Below are 23,695 nucleotides of genomic sequence, written 5' to 3' on the forward strand. Positions count from 1 at the left end.
TACGGCATGCGGGCTGCATGGCAGAAAGAACTGGCCGGTTCTCTCTGCACAGAAAGGATAATACAAGGCCCGATAAGGCGAAGCCGCCATCCGGCATAAGGTAAATTAACGCAGGATTTTTTTCTCAGCCAGATCCAGCGCAAAGTAGCTGAAGATCAGATCCGCGCCCGCGCGTTTGATCGAACCTAAGCTTTCCAGCACCACTTTCTCTTCATCTATTGCACCCGCCATCGCCGCGAATTTGATCATCGCGTATTCACCGCTGACCTGATAAGCGCCAATTGGCAGTTCGGTGCGTTCGCGGATATCGCGCAGAATATCGAGGTACGCGCCGGCCGGTTTCACCATCAGGCAGTCTGCGCCCTGGGCTTCATCCAGCAGTGATTCGCGAATCGCTTCGCGACGGTTCATCGGGTTCATCTGATAGGTTTTACGATCGCCCTTCAGCGCCGTACCTGCCGCTTCACGGAACGGGCCGTAGAAAGAAGAGGCAAACTTAGTGGAGTAGGACATGATTGCGGTATCGGTGAAGCCCGCGGCATCCAGCGCCTGGCGAATCGCCTGTACCTGACCGTCCATTGCGGCGGAAGGCGCGATGAAATCTGCACCCGCAGCGGCAGCAACGACGGCCTGTTTGCCGAGGTTGGCAAGGGTTAAATCATTATCAACGCCATGATCGCACAACACGCCGCAGTGGCCATGCGAGGTGTATTCACAGAAGCAGGTGTCGGACATGACGATCATTTCCGGTACGGTCTGCTTGCAGATGCGCGACATGCGCGCCACCAGACCGTCTTCTTTCCAGGCATCGCTGCCAGTGTCGTCGGTGTGGTGGGAAATGCCGAAGGTCATGACCGAACGGATACCTGCATTGGCAATGCGTTCAATCTCGCGTGCCAGATGTTTTTCTGGAATGCGCATCACGCCCGGCATGGCGTCGATAGCTTTGAAATCGTCAAGTTCTTCTTCAACAAAGATCGGCAACACCAGGTCATTTAAGCTGAGTGTTGTCTCTTCAAACATAGCGCGTAACGCAGGAGATTTGCGCAGGCGGCGAGGGCGTTGGATTAGGTCTGTCATGGTATGCCTGATGTTTGTGGAATCGAAGGCCGTAGTATACCCGAACCTGAGGGCAGGTGGTTTACGAAAGTTGGCGTTATGTGGGGTTAATGAGGACCTATTGGCCACTCCAACTATAGGGCAGGATTGGGGTCAGTCTAGTGGTTACATTGAAATGAATAAAGGCAAACTGGTGAGCATTAACCGTTTGCCTTTTGAGTATTGAATCAGGATGCGGGAATAACCTGCGGTTTGTTCCCGCTCAACTCTGCGACCAGATCGTTGATACCGTCGCTCATATTGGTAAAGCGGGTCAGCGGAGAACGGGTTACCACGACAAACGCCCCAACGTTTTGCTGCGGAATCATCGCCATATAGGTAATGAAACCACCGCCACCACCGGTTTTTTGAATAATTCCCGGTCGACCATTCTTCGGCGCCATATACACCCAGCCCAAGCCAAGCGCATCGGCTTTGCCCGGAACGTCCATCCCTATCACTTTGGTCAACTGCGTACGCTGATAAATCAGCGTCTGCATACGGTCGGCCTGCTGGCTGCGATGATAAAAATCAGAAGAGAGATACTGCTGCATCCAGCGCATCATATCGCCAGGCGTTGAATAGACGCCGCCGCTGCCCATCGCTGCCAGGGTATTGTTACAAGGGCTGGCGCCTTTTTCTGCGACCATCAGGCGTCTGCACTGATCGGGTGACGGGGTAAAGGTGGTGTCTTTCATCCCCAGCGGTCGGGTAATTTTTTCTTCAAACAGTTGCGGATAAGGCTTACCGGCAGCAGCGCCCAGCGCGTCGGCCAGCAGGTCGAATGCCAGATTTGAATAAGAAGCCTGCGATCCTGGTGCGACTTTAAGCGTGGCGGTTGAGAGATAGCTCCAGCGCTGCTCGCGGGTTGGCCAGACAAACACCGGGCGCTTTGCTGCGCCGCCAGGCTGTTCGCGCGGTAGCGCGCTGGTATGCGTCGCCAGATTCACCAGCGTGATCGGCGTGCCCTGATAAGTCGGCACGCGTGCGCCTGGTGGGGCATATTTACTCAATGGATCGTTGAGTTTAACTGTGCCCTGATCGAGTAATTTCACCAGCACTTCGCTGGTCATTAATTTGGTGATAGAGGCAATGCGAATCACGGAATCCAGTTGTGGATGAACATTATTGCCGGGACGCGTTTCGCCGAAGCTGCGAAATACGCGCTGATTACCATCAATCACCACGAGCGCCATCCCCGTAGCACCACTGCCGTAAAATATATGGTCGGCATAACGATCGACGATATCAGAGGCGAAGACCGGATCGGTTATAGGCTGTGCCGCCTGGACAGATGTCAATGACGCCGCACACAGCGCGGCAGAAAAAAGCAGACTACGTTTCAACGGTGGTGTCCATGAGTTAGAAAAAGTGAAAAAGGATGTCGTGCGTATGCGTATTTATACTACTCAATGGCGTATTGCAAAGCGCTTATCAGCCAATGATAGTGTGAAAAACGTAACGATGAGTAAACGTGAGCGTTTCCCGGATTGTGGATGTTCGCTTTTGTGATCTCACGCTGTGATAATCTGCACATGCTGGAACGTTGTCGAGTGTGAAAACCACAGAAACAATTCTTCATCACCGGGGGCGAACTATGTGCCTCGGTTCTGGTCACAATTGTCGGTTTCAGCTTGTGTTTTTGGGCGTAAGCCGTCTCGCCCCCGCACTTTACGGAGGCAAACGCACAGCAGTCGTCATAACGATAAGAAGTTAGCAGGAGAGCATTATGTTTAAGTCTTTTTTCCCAAAGCCGGGACCGTTCTTTATTTCGGCATTTATTTGGGCACTGGTCGCTGTTGTATTCTGGCAAGCAGGTGGGGGAGCCTGGGTTGCACGCATTACCGGCGCGTCGGGGGATGTACCGATTAGCGCAGCGCGTTTCTGGTCGCTGGATTACCTGATTTTTTATGCTTACTACATTCTTTGTGTCGGGATGTTCGCACTATTCTGGTTTCTCTACAGCCCGCACCGCTGGCAGTATTGGTCCATTCTGGGTACCTCACTGATAATTTTTGTCACCTGGTTTCTGGTTGAGGTTGGCGTTGCCGTCAACGCCTGGTATGCGCCATTCTACGATCTCATTCAAACCGCGCTCAGCGCACCGCATAAGGTGAAAATTGAGCAGTTCTATAATGAAGTGGGTATCTTTCTCGGCATTGCGCTGATTGCCGTGGTCATTGGCGTGATGAACAATTTCTTTGTCAGTCACTATGTGTTCCGCTGGCGTACCGCGATGAACGAACACTATATGGCGCACTGGCAGCATCTGCGGCATATCGAAGGCGCAGCACAGCGTGTGCAGGAAGACACCATGCGTTTTGCCTCCACGCTGGAAAATATGGGCGTTAGCTTTATCAACGCGATTATGACGCTGATTGCTTTCTTACCGGTGCTGGTTACGCTGTCGGCGCATGTTCCTGATCTGCCAATTATTGGACATGTTCCTTATGGGCTGGTGATTGCCGCGATTGTCTGGTCGCTGATGGGAACCGGCTTGCTGGCGGTAGTCGGGATTAAACTTCCGGGCCTGGAGTTTAAAAACCAGCGCGTGGAAGCGGCTTACCGTAAAGAACTGGTATACGGTGAAGATGATGCCAGCCGTGCAACGCCGCCGACGGTGCGTGAACTGTTCCATGCGGTACGGCAAAACTATTTCCGTCTCTATTTTCACTATATGTATTTTAATATCGCCCGTATTCTGTACCTGCAGGTTGATAACGTTTTCGGTTTGTTCCTGCTGTTTCCGTCGATTGTTGCCGGTACGATTACGCTCGGTTTGATGACACAAATTACCAACGTGTTTGGCCAGGTGCGCGGCTCGTTCCAGTATCTGATTAACTCCTGGACAACGTTAGTTGAACTGATGTCTATTTATAAGCGTCTGCGCAGCTTTGAACGCGAGCTTGATGGTCAGGATATTCAGGAAGTGACCCATACTCTTAGTTAACAAAAGGAGATGTTATGTCGACGGTTTCCCGTCTTTACCCCTTGTCTGGGCTGGCCGCATTGGTGTTGGTGGGATGTAGTAGCCAACCCGCGCAGCCGTTAAAAAAAGGGGAGAAAGCCGTCGATGTGGCGAGCGTGGTGCGCCAGAAAATGCCCGCCAGCGTGAAAGACCGGGATGCGTGGGCGCAGGATCTGGCAAAGACGTTTGAAAGCCAGAAGCTGGCGCCGACGGTTGAAAATGTCTGTTCGGTGCTGGCGGTCGCGCAACAGGAGTCAAACTACCAGGCCGATCCGGCGGTTCCTGGCTTAAGTAAAATCGCCTGGAAAGAGATCGACCGTCGCGCCGAGCGCATGCATATTCCGCTGTTTGTGGTGCACACTGCGCTGAAGATTAACTCCCCAACGGGGAAAAGCTACAGTGAGCGTCTGGATACGGTGAAGACGGAAAAACAGCTTAGCGCCATCTTTGATGATTTCATCAATATGGTACCGATGGGGCAGACGCTGTTTGGTTCCCTGAATCCGGTGCATACCGGTGGGCCGATGCAGGTCAGCATTGCGTTTGCCGAGCAGCACGCCAGCGGGTATCCATGGAAAATGGCAGGAACGGTCCGGCAGGAAGTGTTCAGTCGACGCGGCGGGCTGTGGTTTGGCACTTATCATCTGCTCAATTATCCGGCGAATTACAGTGCGCCAATCTTCCGCTTTGCAGATTTTAATGCCGGCTGGTACGCCAGCCGCAATGCGGCTTTCCAGAACGCAGTCAGTAAAGCCAGCGGCGTGAAGCTGGCGCTGGACGGGGATTTGATTCTCTATGGCAGTAGCGATCCGGGGAAAACGGAGATGGCGGTACGCAAGCTGGCCGGGAAGTTGGGGATGAGCGAGAGTGAGATCCACCGGCAACTGCAAAAGGGCGATAGTCTGGCCTTTGAAGAGACTGCGCTGTACGAGAAGGTCTATAAACTGGCGGAAGCGAAGAGCGGTAAATCTCTACCTCGTGAAATGCTGCCTGGTATTCAGCTGGAAAGCCCGAAGATCACGCGTAATCTGACGACCGCGTGGTTTGCTAAACGCGTGGACGATCGTCGGGCGAAGTGTATGGCTCAGCCATCGTTATGATGACGGCGGCGCCAGTGGATAATTGTCGCGACGACGCCAAGAATCAGGCTACCGACCAGGAAGGGGATCAGCCCAAACAGGGTACCGACGCCTAAACCAATCTCAACCCGCGGACGCCCTGTCTCCTGCATTTGCAACTGCATCAACTGCTCATAGATGCCGGGGGCGTGGGCCAGCAGATTTAAAATCTGCGCGCCAGCCCAAAAGCAAAACAGCACAAATACGGCATACGCAATGTTGCCGGGCAGGGAGGAGGTATCCCGATACTTGCCCTTAAACAGGGATTTTGAGAGCGTAAAATCAGCCATAAAGACCTCCGGAAATAACCTGCTTTTTTGGCGTAATGCCTGTAACTGACTGTGAGTCTGACAGGTGATTAGGAATGTCAATATCAGAATGTTGGTAATTTCAGGTGGAGATTATTCCTGGATTTCGGTTATTAGTGGTGTGTCACAATTATTTAACCTTAAGTTAAATTGAGTTACATTTCAGAAATTACGCATATGCCACAGACGACCACGGGGAAATGTGCGAGGATGCTTTTCATGTTGTATATCCACCGGAGCCGTTATGAACCTGCCTGTAAAAATCCGCCGAGACTGGCACTACTATGCCTTCGCTATTGGGCTTATCTTTATTCTGAATGGCGTGGTGGGGTTATTAGGTTTTGAAGCGCAGGGATGGCAAACCTATGCGGTGGGGCTGGTTACCTGGATAATTAGCTTTTGGCTGGCCGGATTAATTATCCGTCGCCGCGTGGAAAATGAAGATGATGAAGCGAAGGATGCCCAATAGTTATCAGGCATCCTGGCGGGTTTACATACTGGTTTTCAGTGCGCTATCCGCAGCGTGGCGTTCTAACGCCAGTTCGATCAGGCGAGTGATCAAATCGGTATAGCCTAAGCCGCTCGCCTGCCACAGTTTTGGATACATACTGATGTTGGTAAAGCCCGGCAGCGTGTTGATCTCATTAATCACAACGTCGTTTTCTGCGGTTAAGAATACATCGACGCGCGCCATGCCGGCACATCCTAACGTCTGGTACGCCTGAATGGCGATCTCGCGGATCTTGTCGTTAATTTCGGGTGCGATCGCTGCCGGAACAACTACTTTGGCGCCATTATCATCAATGTATTTGGTGTCGTAAGCGTAAAAATCACTGTTCAGCACGATCTCACCACAGGTACTGGCCTGCGGATGATCGTTGCCCAGTACCGCACATTCGATCTCACGGCCTTTAATCCCTTGCTCCACCACGACTTTATGATCGAACTCAAATGCCAGCGCGACGGCCTGGTTGTATTGCGCTTCACTGGTCACTTTGCTAACGCCAACGGACGATCCCTGGTTGGCGGGTTTCACAAACAGCGGCAGACCCAGGCGGGATTCCACCTCAGCAAAGCTAATGTTGTTACGATTGGCGCGAGTGAGTGTAATAAATGGCGCGATATTTAATCCGGCATCACGCAGCAGACGTTTGGTTACGTCTTTATCCATACAGGCTGCGGAACCCAGGACATCAGAACCGACGAACGGCAGATTCGCCACGCGCAGCATACCTTGCAAAGAGCCATCTTCACCCAGCGTACCGTGGACGATCGGAAAAATAACATCGACCGTTGGCAACGGCTGACCGTTTTGCGCATCGATCAACTGGTGCTCTTGTTTACCCGGAACCTGAGCCAGGCTGGTCGTGGAAGGACGCAGCGCAATGTGCGCCGGATCGTCTGAATTGAGCAGATAGTTACTGGCATCGCTAACGTGCCATTGCCCTTGTTTATCAATACCTAACAGCACAACGTCAAAGCGAGTCTTGTCGATGGCATCGACAATATTTTTTGCCGATTGCAATGACACTTCATGTTCCGCTGATTTACCACCAAATACGATTCCTACCCGCAACTTTGCCATCTTAAAAACCCATTCCTTGAATGCAAAGCACATACATTACCACGACAAAACGCAGGTTTCCTCGGCTTCTGGCAGATTGTTTTGCTGGGTAACAGGGGAAGAGATAAGTACAAACGCACAGATCTTGCATGAAGCATAATTCCCTGCTTGTATTGTGGGTTTGGTGTGAGGCGTATCACAAATATGATGAGCGGGAAGATAAAATTCTAAACTGTGATATATCGCACCTGTGGATCCTTATTTGGCTAAGTAATTTGTTAAGCTGCTCGCAGTTTTCAGCTACTTATCGTTATGAGTCCTTATGGAATCCTGGAGAGTAAACCTTATTTCCGTCTGGTTCGGATGCTTTTTTACCGGGCTGGCGATTAGCCAAATCCTGCCTTTTTTACCGCTCTACATCTCCCAATTGGGCGTCACCTCACATGAAGCTCTCTCAATGTGGTCCGGGTTAACATTCAGTGTCACCTTCCTTATTTCAGCCATTGTTTCTCCGATGTGGGGCAGTTTAGCCGACCGTAAAGGGCGCAAGCTGATGCTGCTACGAGCCTCGCTGGGGATGGCGATTGCGATTTTACTGCAGGCATTTGCCACTAACGTCTGGCAGCTTTTTCTGCTGCGCGGGGTGATGGGGTTAACCTCAGGCTATATTCCGAACGCGATGGCGCTGGTCGCGTCACAGGTTCCGCGTGAACGCAGCGGATGGGCATTGAGCACGCTTTCTACGGCGCAAATTAGCGGGGTTATTGGTGGCCCGTTAATGGGCGGCTTTATTGCCGACCATATCGGGTTACGGGCGGTGTTCTGTATTACCGCGGCTTTGCTGGTGGTCAGTTTCCTTGTCACGCTGTTTTTGATCAAAGAGGGTGTGCGCCCGACGACCAAAAAAAGCGAACGCCTGAGTGGGAAGGCTGTCTTTGCCTCGCTGCCTTATCCAGCGCTGGTGATCAGCCTGTTTTTTACGACGATGGTGATTCAGCTGTGTAACGGCTCTATCGGTCCAATCCTTGCGTTATTTATTAAATCGATGGTACCAGACAGCAGCAATATTGCCTTTCTCAGCGGGTTGATCGCCTCAGTACCTGGCATCTCGGCCCTGATTTCCGCGCCCCGGCTTGGCAAATTAGGCGACCGCATTGGTACTGAGCGGATTTTAATGGCGACGTTAATTTTCGCCGTCGTGCTGTTTTTCGCTATGTCGTGGGTCACCACGCCATTGCAGTTGGGGATATTACGTTTTCTGCTCGGCTTTGCCGACGGCGCGATGTTGCCGGCGGTACAGACGCTGCTGGTGAAATACTCCAGCGACCAGATAACCGGGCGTATCTTTGGCTATAACCAGTCATTTATGTACCTTGGCAATGTCGCTGGGCCATTAATGGGCGCAACGGTATCAGCCATGGCGGGGTTCCGCTGGGTATTCATCGCCACGGCGAGTATTGTCCTGATTAACATCTGGCAGTTGGCCATCGCGTTGCGACGTCGGCGTCACGCGCGCTGACTTCCTGATAAACAACGCTGCCAGTCAGCGTTGTTTATCTATAATTTTGCATTATATTTCTAAGTGATTATTCATTATCTTACCTTTTTATATCGCAGGATTCTGCTTTACGTCTTATCTCTTCCTTATTTTGTGATGTGATTGTTTTCGCAAATAGTTTAATTTCTTCTAAAAATAAAACTTTTATCACCTAGGCAGTAGTGAGCCTTAATGTTAACGTGGCTTATATTTTGTTAAGGGAATACGCAAATGAAAAATCTCGTCACTGAGTTGTTGCTTAAGCTCGCCCAAAAAGAAGAAGAGTCACAAAACCTGGCGGCGCAGGTCGAAACGTTAGAGCAGGTAATCACCGAAATGCTGCGCAATATGGCGTGGAGCGATCGGCAAATAGTGCTGCGTCAAATTGAAGGTGCTCTGGCTGGCGTAAACCGTGTACCAGCGTTTATGACGACTCTACATAACGCTGGCGAGAGCGTGCCAAAAGCGTTTTGAGTAATCCGGGGGGGCGCCCCACAAATATCATAAAAGTGTCACATCAAATACTTATAGTCGCTTTGTTTTAATTTTACCGTATTTATACATGGAGAAAATAAAGTGAAACAAAGCGCACTTGCCATTGCCCTGTTACCTTTGCTGTTTACCCCGCTTATTAATGCAGAAACATCTACCGTAGCGGTTATGGATAATCGTGCCGCTCAGGGTGATATCACCACGCCAGGCGGCGCCCGCCGATTGTCAGCCGATCAAACGGCGGCGCTGCGCGAATCTCTGAACGATAAGCCTGCCAAAAATATAATTTTACTGATTGGCGATGGCATGGGGGATTCAGAAATAACGGCCGCGCGAAATTATGCCGAAGGCGCGGGCGGTTTTTTTAAAGGTATTGATGCTTTACCGTTGACCGGACAATACACGCACTATGCGTTAAATAAGAAAACGGGCAAGCCGGATTATGTGACGGACTCTGCGGCCTCAGCGACGGCATGGACCACCGGGGTTAAAACCTATAACGGCGCCCTGGGCGTTGATATCCATGAAAAAGATCACGCAACAATTTTGGAAATGGCAAAAGCGGCAGGTCTGGCGACGGGCAACGTTTCTACCGCTGAATTGCAGGATGCTACCCCAGCGGCGCTGGTTGCGCATGTGACTTCACGTAAGTGCTATGGTCCTGGTGTGACCCGTGAAAAATGCCCAACCAATGCGCTGGAAAAAGGCGGTAAAGGGTCAATTACAGAACAATTACTGAATGCCCGGGCTGACGTCACGTTGGGCGGTGGGGCAAAAACGTTTGCTGAAACCGCTGCGGCAGGGGAGTGGCAGGGCAAAACGTTGCGTGAACAAGCCCTGGCGCGCGGTTATCAGATGGTAAGTGATGCCGCGACGCTGGCAGCGATTACCGAAGCTAACCAGGATAAACCATTGCTGGGCCTGTTCTCCGACGGCAATATGCCGGTGCGCTGGGAAGGTCCGAAAGCGTCCTATCATGGCAATCTGGATAAACCGGTGGTGACCTGTATGCCAAATCCAAAGCGTGATGACACCGTGCCGACGCTGGCGCAGATGACGGATAAAGCGATTGAACTGTTGAGCAAAAATGAGAAAGGTTTCTTCCTGCAAGTGGAAGGGGCATCCATCGATAAACAAGATCACGCCGCTAACCCGTGCGGACAGATTGGCGAAACGGTCGATCTGGACGAAGCGGTGCAGCGTGCACTTGCCTTTGCGAAGCAAGACGGCAACACCCTGGTGGTGGTAACCGCTGACCACGCGCATGCCAGCCAGATTGTCGCACCTGATACCAAGGCGCCAGGCCTGACTCAGGCGCTGAACACCAAAGATGGCGCGGTGATGGTCATCAGCTACGGCAACTCTGAAGAGGAATCTCAGGAGCACACTGGTAGCCAGTTACGCATCGCCGCTTATGGTCCGCATGCGGCGAATGTGGTCGTCCTGACCGATCAAACTGACCTGTTTTACACCATGAAAGCGGCGTTAGGTCTGAAGTAACCCTGCCCCCGGTGACAATAGTTTTGCCGCCGGGTGGTATTTTTATCGTTAGCAGCCAAACTTACCTGTGTGTCGTCGTTCAGAAAAGGATGGTGCTATGAAAATTACATTATTAATGACGCTGCTCTTTGGACTGGTTTTTTTAACTACCGTCGGTGCTGCCGAGAAGACGTTAACCCCGCAACAACAACGTATGACCACCTGTAATCAGCAGGCAACGGCGCAAACCTTAAAAGGGGATGCGCGTAAGACATATATGAGTGATTGCCTGAAAAACAGCAAATCTGCGCCTGAGGAAAAGAGTCTAACCCCACAGCAGCAGAAGATGCGTGAATGCAACGTCAAGGCGACGGAACAGTCACTGAAAGGCGACGATCGTAACAAGTTTATGAGCGCTTGCCTGAAAAAATCTGCGTAGCACTTACGGGTGAGCAGGTAAAATCGCTCACCCGAAATTTCATACTCCCGCCAGAAGACCCCTACCTATAATTTGGGAAATTTGTTTCAGAATGTTCCCAAATACAATGAATGATGAAAATTTTTTCCAAAAGAAGGTCGTCGCAGATGAAGCATTTATATCGCTTCATCAAAATGACCACCAACGTTCCGGTCTGCGATTTGCCCGACGGATCAGGCTGCCGCGAGCTGTGGGATTGGGGGGAATGTTTTTCCCTATCGCGTCGGTATTAGTTTCCCAGCCCATTACCGGAGGCTGGTGGCTTTTGCTGGTGGGATGGGCATTCGTCTGGCCACATCTGGCCTGGCAGTTGGCAAGTAAAGCAGACGATCCTCTGCATGGTGAATTTACCAATTTAAAAGCCGATGCCATCCTTGCCGGGATGTGGCTGGGAATTATGGGGGCAAACATGTTGCCGTCCACGGCGCTGCTCATGATGACTTGCATCAACCTGATGGGCGCAGGGGGAATGCGAGTATTCCTCGCGGGCGTCGTGCTGATGGCGGTTTCATGTCTGGTGACGTTACAGTTAACCGATATTCCCGTGGCTGTTAACAGCAGCCAACTGAGCGTGGTGTTATCACTGCCGATGCTGGTGGTGTATCCGCTGCTGTTTGCCTGGGTCAGCTATCAGACGGTCATCAAGCTGGCGGAGCATAAACGCCGCTTACAGGTGATGAGTACGCGAGATGGGATGACCGGCGTTTATAACCGACGTCACTGGGAACTATTGCTACGTAATGAATTTGATAATTGCCGCCGCTACCAGCGTGACGCCACGTTGCTTATTATTGATATCGACCATTTCAAGAGCATCAATGATACCTGGGGTCATGACGTCGGGGATCAGGCCATTGTCGCGCTGACCCGTCAGTTGCAGATGACTTTACGCGGCAGCGATGTGATCGGGCGCTTTGGCGGTGATGAATTTGCGGTGATTATGTGCGGCACGCCGGCCACCAGCGCAATTGCGGCCATGTCGCGCGTGCATGAACGACTTAGCCAGTTGCGTTTATCCTGCGCTCCACAGGTTGCCTTGCGTATTAGCGTTGGCGTAGCGCCGCTGACTTCTGAAACTGAGCATTATCGGGAATGGTTAAAATCGGCAGATATGGCCCTTTACAAAGCAAAGAATTCCGGACGTAACCGCACTGAAGCGGCGGCCTGACGTCCGGTGATATTAACTCAGGATCGGCTGAGTTTTTCTGACTGTTCCATGCACTTAACCATCGCTTCGATCACTGATGAACGGAAGCCGCGTTCTTCCAGGACGCGTACGGCTTCGATAGTGGTTCCGCCTGGCGAGCACACCATATCTTTCAGTTCCCCTGGATGTTTACCCGTTTCCAGCACCATTTTTGCCGAGCCCATTACCGCTTGAGCTGCGAATTTATAAGCCTGCGCACGGGGCATACCGCCTTGCACGGCAGCATCCGCCATCGCTTCGATAAACATAAAGACATAGGCCGGTGCAGAACCGCTGACGCCGACGACCGGGTGAATCATCGATTCTGCAATCACTTCGGCTTCGCCAAAGCAGCGGAAGATATTCAGTACGTCGGCCGTATCTTCCGGCGTTACTAAGGCGTTCGGCGTGACGGAGGTCATTCCGGCATTAACCAGTGACGGGGTATTTGGCATTGCGCGAATGATTTTGCGGTCATGGCCAAGCGCCCGGGCGAGCTGATCGAGGGTAACGCCAGCGGCAATCGAGACAACCAGAGAGTCTTTGTTCAGGCTGGAGGTGATTTCACTCAGCACCTTAATCATGATGCCAGGTTTGACGGCCCCAAAAACAATGTCGGCGATTTGGGCGACTTCTTGCGCAGACTGCGCGGCATTAATACCGTATTGGTCGTGCAACGCAGCGACTTTATCGGGGGAAGGGGTATAGACCCAGATTTGTCCCGGGAGAACCTGGCCGCTGGCTATCATGCCGCCAAGAATTGCTTTGCCCATATTACCGCAGCCGATAAAACCAATTTTTTTGTCCATCTTGTCACTCCCTATGCGTGATATTCATTGTTTTACCTGGGAAAGCTAAGCTTAGCGCGGAATGAATATGGGCAGAAGGAGAAACAGCACTTTGCCTGCAAGTAAAAGCACGAGACAATGTGCGATTACACATGAGTGGGGAGAGGTTATGACAATATGGGTGGATGCCGACGCGTGTCCGAACGTGATTAAAGAAATTTTATACCGCGCCTCTGAGCGTATGCAGATGCCGCTTATTCTGGTGGCGAACCAGAGTTTGCGCGTCCCGTCTTCGCGTTTTATCCGTACATTACGCGTTCCCGCCGGGTTTGACGTCGCTGATAACGAGATTGTGCGACAATGTAGCGCCGGTGATTTAGTGATAACGGCGGATATTCCCCTGGCTGCTGAAGCCATTGAAAAAGGGGCGGCAGCGCTTAATCCACGCGGCGAACGTTATACCGAAGCAACGATTCGCGAACGTCTGATGATGCGTGATTTTATGGATACGCTACGCGCCAGCGGCATCCAGACCGGGGGACCGGACAGCCTTTCTCCCCGCGACCGACAGCATTTTGCGGCTGAGCTGGATAAGTGGTGGCTGGAAGTTCAGCGCAGAAAATAACATCTGTAATTTATTTTTTACACTTTCATCCCTGTGAATTCTTGTTATAGTAGGGTTTAATTGACGCCATTACTCTTTCTGTAATTTTTTCTTTACGTTTTGGCGGTGTACTAGTTTGATGATATGATTATATCTTTAATAGCATCAGATCCCGCTCGTCGGCGGCTCTCTGGGGAAATTCTTTGATGACGCAACCTCTTTTTCTTGTTGGCCCCCGGGGGTGTGGTAAAACGACAACCGGTATGGCACTGGCGAAGGCTATCGATTACCAGTTCGTTGATACCGATCGCTGGTTGCAATCGCACGTGCAGATGACCGTGGCGGAAATTGTCGAAAGAGAAGGATGGGAAGGGTTTCGTGCCCAGGAAACGACCGCTCTGCAGGCCGTCACGGCTCCGACAACGGTTGTCGCGACCGGTGGCGGTATCATTCTCACCGAATTTAATCGTCACTACATGCGTAGCCACGGTGTGGTTATCTATTTAAGCGCGCCGGTATCGGTACTGGTTGATCGTCTGGAGGCTACGCCTGAAGAGGGGTTGCGCCCAACCTTAACCGGCAAGCCGCTGACTGAAGAAGTAGAGGAAGTGCTTGCCCAGCGCGATGTTCTGTACCGTGAAGCAGCGCATTACATTGTTGATGCTACCAATCCGCCTTCGCAGGTGGTGGAAGACATTCTTGGGATACTGTCGCAGGCAGCGCCACGGTTACAGGGTGGTGTCTATACTTAAAGCTCATTCAGACAAAAGGAAGAGCTATGCCGACAAAACCACCTTATCCGCGTCAGGCGACCATTGTTACGGTTGAAAAGGGGACACCAGGCCAGACGGTAACCTGGTATCAACTTCGTGCCGATCACCCCGAACCGAATTCGTTAATCAGTGAGCATCCTTCCGCTCAGGAAGCCATGGATGCTAAAAAGCGCTATGAGGATCCCGACAAAACCTGATGTCGGATACCGCCCGGGCAGGTGTCTGAAAAGGCCCAGTACGGGCGTACATCACATTTTTTTAAATATCGCCGCATACAGTAAAAATTGAAAATTAAACAATAACAATACAGTACTGGAATGATTTGGAATCTTTACAAAATACACCGCCGATCTGCTGCTACGCTTTTGAGCGTTTGTAGCGCAGGTCAGCGCCCGGCAATGATTCGGGAATTCACAGCAAAGTAAGAAGACGGTGGAGCAAAAAATGGGTACGTCGTTGGCTATCCTCACGATTGGCGTGGTGCCGATGAGTGAGGTATTACCGCTCCTGACGGAATATATTGATGAGCAGCACATCACTCACCACAGTCTGCTGGGACAGATGCGGCGAGAGGATGTGATGGCCGAGTACGGGGTCTCTCCCGGTGACGAGCCGCTCTTAACGCTGCTCAGCGACCATCAGCTTGCCCATGTTTCGCGCCAGAAAGTGGAACGCTCACTGCAGGGTATTGTAGAGGTGCTCGATAATCAGGGCTTTGACGTGATCCTGCTGATGAGTACGGCCTCAATTGCCCGCCTGACCGCCCGCAAGAGTATGCTGCTGGAACCTTTACGTATCATTCCTCCGCTGGTCGCCTCGATTGTGGAAGGGCATCAGGTTGGGGTTATTGTCCCCGTCACGGAATTACTCAAAGCCCAGACGCAAAAATGGCAGGTGTTACAAACGCCGCCAGTGTATGCCGTGGCCAACCCGATTCACGGTTCCGAACAACAACTGATTGATGCCGGTAAAGAATTGCTTGAGCAAGGCGCAGATGTGATCATGCTGGATTGTCTGGGTTTTAATCAACGTCATCGCGATTTACTGCAAAAATCGCTGGATGTCCCGGTTCTGCTGTCCAATGTGCTGATCGCCCGGCTGGCTTCGGAATTGCTTGCGTAATTTTGCGTGACAGGTGGAACGCCAGCCCCCTATATTGGTTGTTAACTTAATCACAAGATAGGGCCAGTTGTATGCTTCAAAGTAATGAATACTTTTCCGGCAAAGTAAAATCCATCGGTTTTACCAGCAGCAGTACTGGCCGTGCCAGTGTTGGCGTGATGGCCGAAGGTGAATACACCTTTGGTACTGCGGCACCTGAAGAGATGACGGTCGTCAGCGGCGCACTGAACGTGCTGCTGCCGGGGGAAACTGAGTGGAAAGTCTATGCCGCAGGGGACGTGTTTAACGTACCAGGCAGTAGCGAGTTTCATCTGCAGGTGGCAGAGCCAACATCCTATCTTTGCCGCTACCTGTAAGCGTAAAAATGACGAATGGCGACATTGAGCCGCCATTCGGTAAACACGGTTTAACGTTGCGCTTCGCCGCCTAATCCTTCCACCAGACTTTTAATCAGCGCCGCGAGTTCACCCGTCATCAGGATGAAATCGGCATCAAAACGCTGAGCGTAGTCCTCGCGGTCAATGTCTTCGTTCTGATCGCGCAACTCGTCGCTAAATTTCAGACGCTTAATCGAGCCGTCGTCACACATAACGAACTGAATGCGCTGCTGCCAGTCGAGCGCCAGCTTGGTGACCAGTTTGCCTGCTTCGATATGTACGGCGATTTCATCGCAGACCAGATCCTGTTTTTTCGCGCGGATCACACCGCCGTCTTCAAGGATCGCTTTCAGTTCGGCTTCATCCAGCAACTGGAAGCCCTGCGCCGTTGTGCCGGAGCGAACCCATTCGGTTAGCGTCAGCTCAATAGGGTTTTCCATCGTCAGCGGAACAACCGGCAGTGAGCCGAGGCTCTTACGCAGCAGCGCCAGCGTATCTTCCGCTTTCTTCGCGCTCGCACAATCAACCATGATCAGATCGTTGACGGTGTCGATCCACATCATCGTCTGGCTGAAGCGGCTAAAGGCGCGCGGCAGCAATGAGTGCAGAACTTCATCTTTCAGCGAGTCTTTTTCGGTCTTCTTAAGCTTGCGACCTTGCTCAGCTTCCAGTTTGAATATTTTGGCTTCCAGCGCCTGTTTGATAACCGGCGACGGCAGAATTTTTTCTTCTTTGCGGGCGCAGATAATAATTTGGCCATTGGCGGTATGCGTTAATGCATCGCTGTGCGATCCCATCGGCGGAACCCAGCCCATTTTTGCCATATCCTGGCTACCGCAAGGAGTGAACGTCATTGATGCCAGCTGTTTTTCCATCTCTTCGGCACGCAAAGAAACATCGCGGCTAAGACGGTAAACCATTAAATTTTTGAACCACAGCATGATAATTTCCACGGCCTTGTCGTTAAATCCAGCGGGCATGATAGCGAATTGTCGCTATGCTTGCATTGTTAATCGGGAAGAGGAGTAAACAGTGCGTATAGGTATCGATTTGGGCGGTACAAAAACGGAAGTTATCGCGCTTGGCGATGCGGGTGAGCAGCTTTTTCGCCATCGCCTGCCCACGCCGCGTGATGATTATCGGCAAACGATAGAAACCATTGCCGCGCTGGTGGAGATGGCGGAACAGGCTACCGGGCAAACAGGAACTGTGGGGATGGGAATTCCCGGTTCAATTTCGCCTTACACTGGAGTAGTCAAGAATGCCAACTCGACCTGGCTTAACGGACAACCCTTTGATAAAGATTTAAGTACGCGTTTGAACCGTGAAGTGCGCCTGGCAAATGATGCTAATTGCCTGGCGGTTTCTGAGGCGGTGGATGGCGCGGCGGCAGGGGCGCAAACCGTGTTTGCGGTAATTATTGGCACCGGATGCGGCGCTGGCGTGGCGCTGAATGGTCGGGCGCACGCGGGTGGCAACGGTACCGCGGGCGAGTGGGGGCATAATCCGCTGCCGTGGATGGATGAAGACGAGCTGCGTTATCGCAAGGAAGTCCCCTGCTATTGCGGCAAGCAAGGCTGCATTGAAACCTTTATTTCCGGAACCGGTTTTGCCACCGACTACCAGCGTCTGAGCGGTAAGCCGCTCAAGGGCAGTGAGATTATCGACCTGGTTAACGCGCGGGATGCTGTGGCGGAGCAGGCATTGAGCCGCTATGAGCTGCGTCTGGCGAAATCACTGGCGCACGTGGTGAATATTCTCGATCCGGACGTCATTGTACTGGGTGGGGGAATGAGTAATGTCGACAGGCTGTATCAAAACGTTCCAGCGTTGATGAAGCCGTTTGTCTTTGGCGGCGAGTGCGAAACGCCCCTGCGCAAGGCGCTGCACGGTGACTCCAGCGGGGTACGCGGTGCGGCCTGGCTGTGGCCGCAGGAGTAATCTGTTTTACGTCGCGGGTGCAACTTGTTGCACGCCGCGCTTCAGGTAGCCGTAAATCAGCAGCGATGACATGGCGGAGAACGACAGCAACGCAGCCGGCAGCGTTACATAGTTGTAGGCAAAGCCCAGCGTCAGCATCATACCGCCGCACCAGGCGCCAATTGCGCTACCGAGGTTAAAGGCAATTTGCCCGCCAGCCGCTCCCAGTAGCTCACCTCCTTTGGCATTTTGCAGCAGCAAAATTTGCAGCGGCGCCGACAGGGCGAACAGGCCCGCGCAGCAAATAAAGGCGAAGGTCAGCGATGCGGCTTTGATACCGCCAAAGACAAAAAGCAGCAGCAGAACCAGTACAATGATGAAGTCGGTTATTACCGCAATGCGCAGCGGCGTATAGCGGCCAGACAGCCGACCGCTCAACAGATTCCCTAATACCATCCCCAATCCCACCAGCATCATGATGAAGGTCATCAGCGCTTCGGAAAAGCCGGAGATGAACATCATGTACGGCTTAACGTAGCTGAACCAGGCGAAAACTCCGGCGTTGCCAAACATGGTGGCGGAAAAGATCAGCCACGGGGCGGGGCTTTTCAAAAAGTGAAATTGCTCGCGCAGATTGCCTTTCGCTTCATCGCTGATATTGGGCACCCAAAAAGCTATCGAGACAATAACGGCGATATTAAAGACGGCTATCAGCAAGAACGTATAGCGCCAGCTAAATTCCTGGCTCAGCCAGGTCCCGACGGGAATGCCAATCAGATTGGCAACGGTCATCCCCGAAACCATGCCCGCGACGGCGGCGGTGACTTTTCCAGGGCGCGCCAGCTTCGACAGAATAATTGCCCCAACGCCAAAAAATGCGCCGTGCGGGAAACCGGAAACCAGTCTGCCCACCGCCAGCATAAAATACGAGGAGGAAAGGGTGAAGATGGCGTTGCCAATCACACATAGCGTGACCAGAAACAGCAGAATATGTTTAAGCGAAAAGCGGTTGGAGAAGAGCGCAATAATCGGCGCGCCCAGCACTACGCCAAAGGCATAAAACGAAATCATATGGCCAGCGGCCGGGATGGAAATGCCTACGTCCCGCGCCAGTTCGGTGAGTACCCCCATGATGCCGAACTCGGCCATGCCCAAGCCAAATGTTCCGAGGGCTAAAGAGAAAATGACTTTTTTCATACCACCTGCCAACAAGAAAGACGCCGGATGTACGTCATAGCAGCGAACGTTCGCCGCCAACAGAGATAGCTTGCGGATAAGTGAAGTGGAATGCCATTTCATATCCGTCTTTGAGTATGCAATATTGTGCTACATAGTGTGCCGGATGACTCCGGCCTGGAGATTTATGCTGATTCCACCGCAAACATCTTATCGAGTTTGCTGTAGCCCAGCCCGTTGATTTTTTTAACCTTGATCTGCACCGGAATGCGTTCTTTCATCGCTTCAACGTGGCTGATCACACCAATGGTTTTGCCGGTGGCGTTCAGCGCATCCAGCGCGTCCAACGCGGTATCCAGCGTTTCGCTGTCCAGCGTGCCGAAACCCTCATCGAGGAACAGAGAGTCAATTCGCGTTTTGTGGCTGACCAGATCGGATAACGCCAGCGCCAGCGCCAGACTCACGAGGAAGCTCTCGCCGCCGGAAAGCGTACGGGTGTCGCGCACGGCATCGGCCTGCCAGGTATCAACCACTTCCAGCTCCAGCGCTTCGCTGGCCTTGCGCTGTAACAGATAGCGACCATGCAGACGAGTGAGTTGGTTGTTGGCAAGCCACACCAGGTTATCCAACGTCAGCCCCTGGGCAAACTTGCGGAATTTATCGCCCTCTTTCGAGCCGATCAGCGCATTAAGATAGCCCCAGTCATCAACCTGCTGCGTGACCTTTTCAATCTCCTGCATCAACGCCTGCTGTTGCTGGCGATGTTCAGCATCCTGTTTGAGCTGCTGGCGAATTTCGCCCTGACGAGTGGTGTTTTCCCGTAACTGCTGGGTGAGCTGCGCCAGCGCGTCGCGAAGATGTTGTGTCGTGAGCGTGAGATCTGCCCCGGTTGGCAACTGCTGGTGATGACTCGCCAGAGCCTGCTGAGCTTGATTAAGCAACGTTTGCGCCTGCTGTTGCTGGTTTTCCAGCGATTGCTTTAACTGCTCAAGGCGGCTAAAGGTCTCTTCATCCAGCAGGGCGGCAACAAAGGCGTCACGATCGGCAAAGATACTGGCCTGCAGGGCGGCATCAAACTGTGCCTGAATTTCTGCGGCGCGCTGTACGTCCTGCGCCTCCTGCTGCTGCAACGTTTGCCACTGGCCCTGCAAGGAGAGGCAATCGTCGTGCACCTGTCGCCAGTTTTCCAGCGACAGACTCTCAGTACTTGCGGAAAGCGTATCGGACTCTGGCAGCGTTTCCAGCAACGGCGTGAGCTGAGCTATTCGCGCCTGTAACTCGGTGAGTTCGTTCTGGCGCTGCTGCCACATTTGCGCTTCTCTCGCCCGCTCGCTCAGCCACGAAGCGGCTTCATCTTCAACTGGAAGGGACAGTCCATGGCGGGCCAGATCGGCGGTTAACGTAGCCTGGCGCTGTTCAATATGCTGTTGAAGCTGGGTAATCTGCTCGGTATGCGCCGCGATTTGCGCCTGCAGGGTATGACGCAGACTCAACTGGTGAAGCTGTTGTTCGTGTTCTTCCTGGGCGGCAAGCCACGGGGCAATATCATCCTGCGGTTGCAGCGTCACGCTAAGGCTGGTGGTGACCGTCTGCCACTCTTGAGTAAGCGCTTGCTCCTCTTGAGAAAGCGTCTGTGCTTCGCGTTCATCCCGCTGAAGTTGCTGGGTGATTGCCTCAAGCTGACCGCGTAAGGTTGAACCCTCATCAGCCAGCGTTTTAACCTCTTTTTCCAGGGCTTCACGCCGTGCCTGATTAACGCTCAGTTCGAGCGTTTGATAGCGCTCAATCGCTGGATGCGTGGTGGAGCCGCACAGCGGGCAAGGCATGCCGGATTGCAATAATGCCCGCTGGCTTTCCAGATCTTTGATGCGGGCTTCCTGCTCGCAAATGATTCTCACATCGGCAAGTTGCTGATTTTTATCTTTATAGCGCTGACGTTTTTCGGCCAGCACCGCGTTGCGCTGAGCCAGCTCTTGCTGACGCTGCACAAGCGTGGCGCGTAACTGCGCCAGCTGCTTTTGCTTCGGGGCGATTTGCCCGTGCAGATTGCTCAGACGCTGGCGTAACGGACGGCGCTGCACATGTTGCGCCAGCGCCGCCGTGACTTCCTGCGGCGAAAGGGTCAGCGTGGGAAGCGCCAACGCATCCAGTTTACGCGTGTCATTTTCCCTTAATTGCAGCCACTGGCGTAGCTGGGTGCTGGCGTCGGACTGTTGCGCCAGCAGGGCCTTCCAGCCTGCCAGTTCGCTGCCCCACAAGCGGAAGCGATCGTGTTCGTTCAGCCAGTCGATTAACGTCTGTTGTCCGGCGAGCAAGGCGGTTGATTGCGTATGCGCCTGCTGACGGATGCGCCCGCGCAGCGCTAAGCTGCTTTGTAAGCGAGCATTCACTTCCTGAATCTTCTGCCGCGTGCGCGCTATCGTAGCCGTTTGTTCCTGAATTCGCTCCCAGTGTGGGCGTAACGCTCTGGCCGGTTGTGCCAGGCTCAGAGCCGCCAGCTGTGGCTGTGCGTCTTTTTGCGCTTGTTTAGCGGCCTGTAACGCCTGTTGGTGACGGTTTATGTCCGTCTGTAGCTCATTTTGCCGAATGAGCCAGTTGAGATGTTGTTGCTGAGTCTGCTGGTTGGCAAGGTAGCGTTTTTCCTCGTCAGTAAGTACCTGCAAACTCTCTGTCAGGGACTGCACCTGCTCCGCAGCGAGCAGAGCCACGCCGCTGGCCTGCGCCTGCAGTTTTTCCAGCTCCGTACGCGCCGCTTTATGTTTTTCAAACACCATCGCGGAGATTTGGCCGTAGATCTCGGTCCCCGTCAGTTCTTCCAGCAGTTCGGCACGCTCTTTCGGTTTGGCATTAAGAAAGGCGGCGAATTGGCCTTGCGACAGCAGCATCGAACGGGTGAAACGACCGTAATCCAGGCCGGTAAGTTCGGCGGTCATTTCCAGCTTATCTTTGACTTTATCGGCGAGGATTTTACCGTCGGCGCAGCGGGCCAGCTCTACGCGTGGAGCCTGTAGATTGCCTTCAGGCTGATTGCGCGCGCGGTTCTGGCTCCAGAATGCGCGATAGGCTTCGCCCCGGACCTCGAACTCGACCTCGGCCAAACACTCGGCGGTGTCGCGGGTCATCAGATCGTTTTGCGACTGAGACACGGTATTGAGCCGCGGCGTTTCGTGATACAACGCGAGACAAATGGCGTCCAGCAGCGTGGTTTTTCCCGCGCCCGTTGGACCGGTGATGGCGAACAGCCCATTGCTGGCAAAAGGCTCAGCCGTGAAATCGACTTTCCATTCTCCTTTCAGAGAATTGAGGTTTTTCAAACGCAGGCTGAGAATTTTCATGCTTCGGTCTCCCCGGCAAGCGTGTGTAAGGTGGTGCTAAACAGTTGATTCAGGCGCTCGCGTTGCGATTCTTCGAGTTCTTCCAGCGCCAGACGACGGTCAAAAACGTCCGTCACGCTCAGCTCGCTTAGTGTTTCACGTCGTTCATTCGCCATAATACGTTCACGCTGTTCCCGGCTGCGGCGCACCAATAACACCTCTACCGGTAAATCTTCGGTTAATGCCTGAATCTTACGCTGCATGTCGTGCAGATAGTCATCGGTGGTGATTTCGATATCTAACCAGACTGGCGGTTCCTGCTGTACATCGCGCCACTGTTCAAGTTGGGCGGTAATCGCGGCTAAATCACCTTTCAACACCGCCAGCGGCTGGGTGACCGGTACGGTAAGGTGCTCAACAGCGCTCAGCTTGCCGTTTTCGAAGCTCACCAGATGAACGCATTTGTTTTTGCCGCACTCGTCAAAACTGAGCGCAATTGGCGAACCGCAGTAGCGAATATGCTCGGTTCCGCCGATAACCTGCGCCCGGTGGATATGCCCCAGCGCGATATAATCGGCCGGTGGGAAGTTTTGCGCCGGAAAGGCGTCCAGCGTACCGATATAAATGTCACGTACGGCGTCACTTTTGCTGGCGCCAACGGTGGTCAGATGCCCGGTCGCAATGATGGGCAGATTTTGGGCGCCGCGCAGCGTACAGGCGTCCTGATATTGCTGATGGTAATAGTCGGTAATAGCCGACAGCAAATGCTGCTGTTTCTCTTGTCCGGTCAGTCCGGCCTGGCTGGTAATGATGTCGCGCGGTCGTAAAAAAGGAACCGGACACAGGATCGCACCCGGCGTGCCGTCGCGTTGAGACAATACCTGCGGCGTATGGCCTGCGCTGGCGATCACCGTGGTGTTGAGAAACGCCAGAATATCGCGGGATTCGTTGAGCGTGGCGACGGAGTCGTGGTTACCTGCCAGCACCACCAGATGACAGCCGGTTTGCTGCAGATTAACGACGAAACGGTTATACAGCTCACGGGCATAGCTTGGCGGCGAGCCGGTATCGAAAATATCGCCTGCCACAATAATGGCATCCACCTGCTGGGATTGTGCCGTTTCCAGCAGCCAGTCGAGAAAGGCCTGGTGTTCAGCGGCGCGGCTCTTGCTGTAGAAATTTTGGCCCAGATGCCAGTCAGACGTATGAAGGATGCGCATAAGAGTTCCATGACGATAAAACAGTGGCGGGATTATAACCCTGCAAGGACGGTAATATCTTGTTTAAGGGCTGTCATAATTCACAGGGCTGCGTTAAACCTGGACTATCTTTTCATAAATCTGTCATAAAACTGACGCATAATGGCACCGTATTGATGGCAAACGATTTAATT

The 23,695-nt window shown here is 52.9% G+C and carries 23 protein-coding genes; 14 read left to right on the forward strand and 9 right to left on the reverse strand.

Translation table 11 applies throughout. The annotated features are described in order from the left end of the window. Positions 1-105: 105 nt before the first annotated feature. On the reverse strand, positions 106-1,080 hold the full coding sequence (hemB, locus tag ACVXHP_RS19165) for a porphobilinogen synthase (protein WP_032940011.1): 975 nt from the start codon (positions 1,078-1,080) through the stop codon (positions 106-108). A gap of 206 nt (positions 1,081-1,286) precedes the next feature. Beyond that, positions 1,287-2,444, reverse strand: coding sequence for a D-alanyl-D-alanine-carboxypeptidase/endopeptidase AmpH (gene ampH / locus ACVXHP_RS19170; RefSeq protein ID WP_200007790.1), 1,158 nt, complete (start codon positions 2,442-2,444; stop codon positions 1,287-1,289). A 383-nt stretch (positions 2,445-2,827) separates the two neighbouring features. On the opposite strand from ampH, the gene sbmA reads away from it, so the two are divergent. Continuing rightward, positions 2,828-4,048, forward strand: a complete 1,221-nt coding sequence (sbmA, locus tag ACVXHP_RS19175) for a peptide antibiotic transporter SbmA (RefSeq protein ID WP_200007789.1) — start codon at positions 2,828-2,830, stop codon at positions 4,046-4,048. A 14-nt stretch (positions 4,049-4,062) separates the two neighbouring features. Continuing rightward, a complete protein-coding gene (locus ACVXHP_RS19180) occupies positions 4,063-5,166 on the forward strand; it encodes a DUF1615 domain-containing protein (RefSeq protein WP_447572037.1) in 1,104 nt (367 codons plus the stop codon). Here ACVXHP_RS19180 and ACVXHP_RS19185 read toward each other — a convergent pair. Next, positions 5,151-5,474 carry a DUF2755 family protein gene (locus tag ACVXHP_RS19185; protein WP_304696773.1) on the reverse strand — a complete coding sequence of 108 codons (324 nt, stop codon included), beginning with the start codon at positions 5,472-5,474 and terminating at the stop codon, positions 5,151-5,153. The genes ACVXHP_RS19180 and ACVXHP_RS19185 overlap by 16 nt on opposite strands. 262 nt (positions 5,475-5,736) lie before the next feature. Between ACVXHP_RS19185 and ACVXHP_RS19190 the strand changes: the two genes are divergently transcribed. Further along, positions 5,737-5,961, forward strand: coding sequence for a DUF2754 domain-containing protein (locus tag ACVXHP_RS19190; RefSeq protein ID WP_038638102.1), 225 nt, complete (start codon positions 5,737-5,739; stop codon positions 5,959-5,961). Positions 5,962-5,982: 21 nt separating this feature from the next. Here the strand turns inward: ACVXHP_RS19190 and ddlA are convergent, their stop codons facing one another. Further along, positions 5,983-7,077 carry a D-alanine--D-alanine ligase gene (ddlA, locus tag ACVXHP_RS19195; RefSeq protein ID WP_042310511.1) on the reverse strand — a complete coding sequence of 365 codons (1,095 nt, stop codon included), beginning with the start codon at positions 7,075-7,077 and terminating at the stop codon, positions 5,983-5,985. Between the two features lie 301 nt (positions 7,078-7,378). Here ddlA and ACVXHP_RS19200 point away from each other — a divergent pair, with 301 nt between their 5' ends. The 5 genes from ACVXHP_RS19200 to adrA all read left to right on the forward strand — a co-directional run bounded on the left by ACVXHP_RS19200 (position 7,379) and on the right by adrA (position 12,210). Further along, complete coding sequence (locus tag ACVXHP_RS19200; RefSeq protein ID WP_042310202.1) at positions 7,379-8,575, forward strand: multidrug efflux MFS transporter; 1,197 nt, start codon at positions 7,379-7,381, stop codon at positions 8,573-8,575. A gap of 249 nt (positions 8,576-8,824) precedes the next feature. Continuing rightward, positions 8,825-9,067, forward strand: a complete 243-nt coding sequence (locus tag ACVXHP_RS19205; RefSeq protein WP_233612641.1) for a sigma-S stabilization anti-adapter protein IraP — start codon at positions 8,825-8,827, stop codon at positions 9,065-9,067. A 102-nt stretch (positions 9,068-9,169) separates the two neighbouring features. After that, a complete protein-coding gene (gene phoA, locus ACVXHP_RS19210) occupies positions 9,170-10,585 on the forward strand; it encodes an alkaline phosphatase (RefSeq protein WP_447572038.1) in 1,416 nt (471 codons plus the stop codon). 97 nt (positions 10,586-10,682) lie between these two features. Next, positions 10,683-11,003 carry a phosphate starvation-inducible protein PsiF gene (gene psiF / locus ACVXHP_RS19215; RefSeq protein ID WP_200007784.1) on the forward strand — a complete coding sequence of 107 codons (321 nt, stop codon included), beginning with the start codon at positions 10,683-10,685 and terminating at the stop codon, positions 11,001-11,003. Between the two features lie 91 nt (positions 11,004-11,094). After that, positions 11,095-12,210 carry a diguanylate cyclase AdrA gene (gene adrA, locus ACVXHP_RS19220; protein ID WP_316128388.1) on the forward strand — a complete coding sequence of 372 codons (1,116 nt, stop codon included), beginning with the start codon at positions 11,095-11,097 and terminating at the stop codon, positions 12,208-12,210. Between the two features lie 17 nt (positions 12,211-12,227). On the opposite strand, the gene proC is transcribed toward adrA, so the two are convergent. Further along, a complete protein-coding gene (gene proC / locus ACVXHP_RS19225; protein ID WP_038638118.1) occupies positions 12,228-13,037 on the reverse strand; it encodes a pyrroline-5-carboxylate reductase in 810 nt (269 codons plus the stop codon). A 148-nt stretch (positions 13,038-13,185) separates the two neighbouring features. Here proC and ACVXHP_RS19230 point away from each other — a divergent pair, with 148 nt between their 5' ends. The 5 genes from ACVXHP_RS19230 to ppnP all read left to right on the forward strand — a co-directional run bounded on the left by ACVXHP_RS19230 (position 13,186) and on the right by ppnP (position 15,871). Continuing rightward, positions 13,186-13,641: a YaiI/YqxD family protein gene (locus tag ACVXHP_RS19230; protein WP_042310194.1), complete on the forward strand. Its 456-nt coding sequence runs from the start codon at positions 13,186-13,188 to the stop codon at positions 13,639-13,641. Between the two features lie 185 nt (positions 13,642-13,826). Next, complete coding sequence (gene aroL, locus ACVXHP_RS19235) at positions 13,827-14,372, forward strand: shikimate kinase AroL (protein ID WP_200007779.1); 546 nt, start codon at positions 13,827-13,829, stop codon at positions 14,370-14,372. 26 nt (positions 14,373-14,398) lie between these two features. Beyond that, a complete protein-coding gene (yaiA, locus tag ACVXHP_RS19240) occupies positions 14,399-14,590 on the forward strand; it encodes a protein YaiA (protein WP_042310190.1) in 192 nt (63 codons plus the stop codon). Between the two features lie 247 nt (positions 14,591-14,837). Beyond that, positions 14,838-15,515, forward strand: coding sequence for an AroM family protein (locus tag ACVXHP_RS19245; protein WP_304696777.1), 678 nt, complete (start codon positions 14,838-14,840; stop codon positions 15,513-15,515). Between the two features lie 71 nt (positions 15,516-15,586). Beyond that, positions 15,587-15,871, forward strand: a complete 285-nt coding sequence (gene ppnP / locus ACVXHP_RS19250) for a pyrimidine/purine nucleoside phosphorylase (RefSeq protein WP_038638136.1) — start codon at positions 15,587-15,589, stop codon at positions 15,869-15,871. A gap of 50 nt (positions 15,872-15,921) precedes the next feature. Here ppnP and rdgC read toward each other — a convergent pair whose 3' ends face one another. Further along, entirely contained in the window at positions 15,922-16,833 is a 912-nt protein-coding gene (gene rdgC / locus ACVXHP_RS19255) for a recombination-associated protein RdgC (protein WP_003021479.1), read from the reverse strand. 91 nt (positions 16,834-16,924) lie between these two features. On the opposite strand from rdgC, the gene mak reads away from it, so the two are divergent. After that, positions 16,925-17,833: a fructokinase gene (gene mak, locus ACVXHP_RS19260; RefSeq protein ID WP_447572039.1), complete on the forward strand. Its 909-nt coding sequence runs from the start codon at positions 16,925-16,927 to the stop codon at positions 17,831-17,833. Between the two features lie 6 nt (positions 17,834-17,839). On the opposite strand, the gene araJ is transcribed toward mak, so the two are convergent. The 3 genes from araJ to sbcD all read right to left on the reverse strand — a co-directional run bounded on the left by araJ (position 17,840) and on the right by sbcD (position 23,522). Further along, positions 17,840-19,009 (reverse strand): MFS transporter AraJ, encoded by a 1,170-nt coding sequence (gene araJ / locus ACVXHP_RS19265; RefSeq protein ID WP_304698816.1) that lies wholly within the window; start codon positions 19,007-19,009, stop codon positions 17,840-17,842. Between the two features lie 164 nt (positions 19,010-19,173). Next, complete coding sequence (sbcC, locus tag ACVXHP_RS19270; RefSeq protein WP_447572040.1) at positions 19,174-22,323, reverse strand: exonuclease subunit SbcC; 3,150 nt, start codon at positions 22,321-22,323, stop codon at positions 19,174-19,176. Next, a complete protein-coding gene (sbcD, locus tag ACVXHP_RS19275) occupies positions 22,320-23,522 on the reverse strand; it encodes an exonuclease subunit SbcD (RefSeq protein ID WP_304696780.1) in 1,203 nt (400 codons plus the stop codon). Before sbcD ends, sbcC begins: the two co-directional genes overlap by 4 nt. Positions 23,523-23,695 lie beyond the last annotated feature (173 nt).

The organism is Citrobacter freundii complex sp. 2025EL-00176, from assembly GCF_053309355.1.

Bases quoted from the DNA above. Each gene is read 5' to 3' on its own strand.
- adrA (WP_316128388.1), top strand. From the start codon at position 11,095: ATGTTCCCAAATACAATGAATGATGAAAATTTTTTCCAAAAGAAGGTC.
- sbcC (WP_447572040.1), bottom strand. From the start codon at position 22,323: ATGAAAATTCTCAGCCTGCGTTTGAAAAACCTCAATTCTCTGAAAGGA.
- psiF (WP_200007784.1), top strand. From the start codon at position 10,683: ATGAAAATTACATTATTAATGACGCTGCTCTTTGGACTGGTTTTTTTA.
- ddlA (WP_042310511.1), bottom strand. From the start codon at position 7,077: ATGGCAAAGTTGCGGGTAGGAATCGTATTTGGTGGTAAATCAGCGGAA.
- hemB (WP_032940011.1), bottom strand. From the start codon at position 1,080: ATGACAGACCTAATCCAACGCCCTCGCCGCCTGCGCAAATCTCCTGCG.
- ACVXHP_RS19245 (WP_304696777.1), top strand. From the start codon at position 14,838: ATGGGTACGTCGTTGGCTATCCTCACGATTGGCGTGGTGCCGATGAGT.
- ACVXHP_RS19190 (WP_038638102.1), top strand. From the start codon at position 5,737: ATGAACCTGCCTGTAAAAATCCGCCGAGACTGGCACTACTATGCCTTC.
- proC (WP_038638118.1), bottom strand. From the start codon at position 13,037: ATGGACAAAAAAATTGGTTTTATCGGCTGCGGTAATATGGGCAAAGCA.
- rdgC (WP_003021479.1), bottom strand. From the start codon at position 16,833: ATGCTGTGGTTCAAAAATTTAATGGTTTACCGTCTTAGCCGCGATGTT.
- ACVXHP_RS19230 (WP_042310194.1), top strand. From the start codon at position 13,186: ATGACAATATGGGTGGATGCCGACGCGTGTCCGAACGTGATTAAAGAA.
- araJ (WP_304698816.1), bottom strand. From the start codon at position 19,009: ATGAAAAAAGTCATTTTCTCTTTAGCCCTCGGAACATTTGGCTTGGGC.
- ACVXHP_RS19205 (WP_233612641.1), top strand. From the start codon at position 8,825: ATGAAAAATCTCGTCACTGAGTTGTTGCTTAAGCTCGCCCAAAAAGAA.
- ACVXHP_RS19180 (WP_447572037.1), top strand. From the start codon at position 4,063: ATGTCGACGGTTTCCCGTCTTTACCCCTTGTCTGGGCTGGCCGCATTG.
- sbcD (WP_304696780.1), bottom strand. From the start codon at position 23,522: ATGCGCATCCTTCATACGTCTGACTGGCATCTGGGCCAAAATTTCTAC.
- yaiA (WP_042310190.1), top strand. From the start codon at position 14,399: ATGCCGACAAAACCACCTTATCCGCGTCAGGCGACCATTGTTACGGTT.
- aroL (WP_200007779.1), top strand. From the start codon at position 13,827: ATGACGCAACCTCTTTTTCTTGTTGGCCCCCGGGGGTGTGGTAAAACG.
- ACVXHP_RS19200 (WP_042310202.1), top strand. From the start codon at position 7,379: ATGGAATCCTGGAGAGTAAACCTTATTTCCGTCTGGTTCGGATGCTTT.
- sbmA (WP_200007789.1), top strand. From the start codon at position 2,828: ATGTTTAAGTCTTTTTTCCCAAAGCCGGGACCGTTCTTTATTTCGGCA.
- ppnP (WP_038638136.1), top strand. From the start codon at position 15,587: ATGCTTCAAAGTAATGAATACTTTTCCGGCAAAGTAAAATCCATCGGT.
- ACVXHP_RS19185 (WP_304696773.1), bottom strand. From the start codon at position 5,474: ATGGCTGATTTTACGCTCTCAAAATCCCTGTTTAAGGGCAAGTATCGG.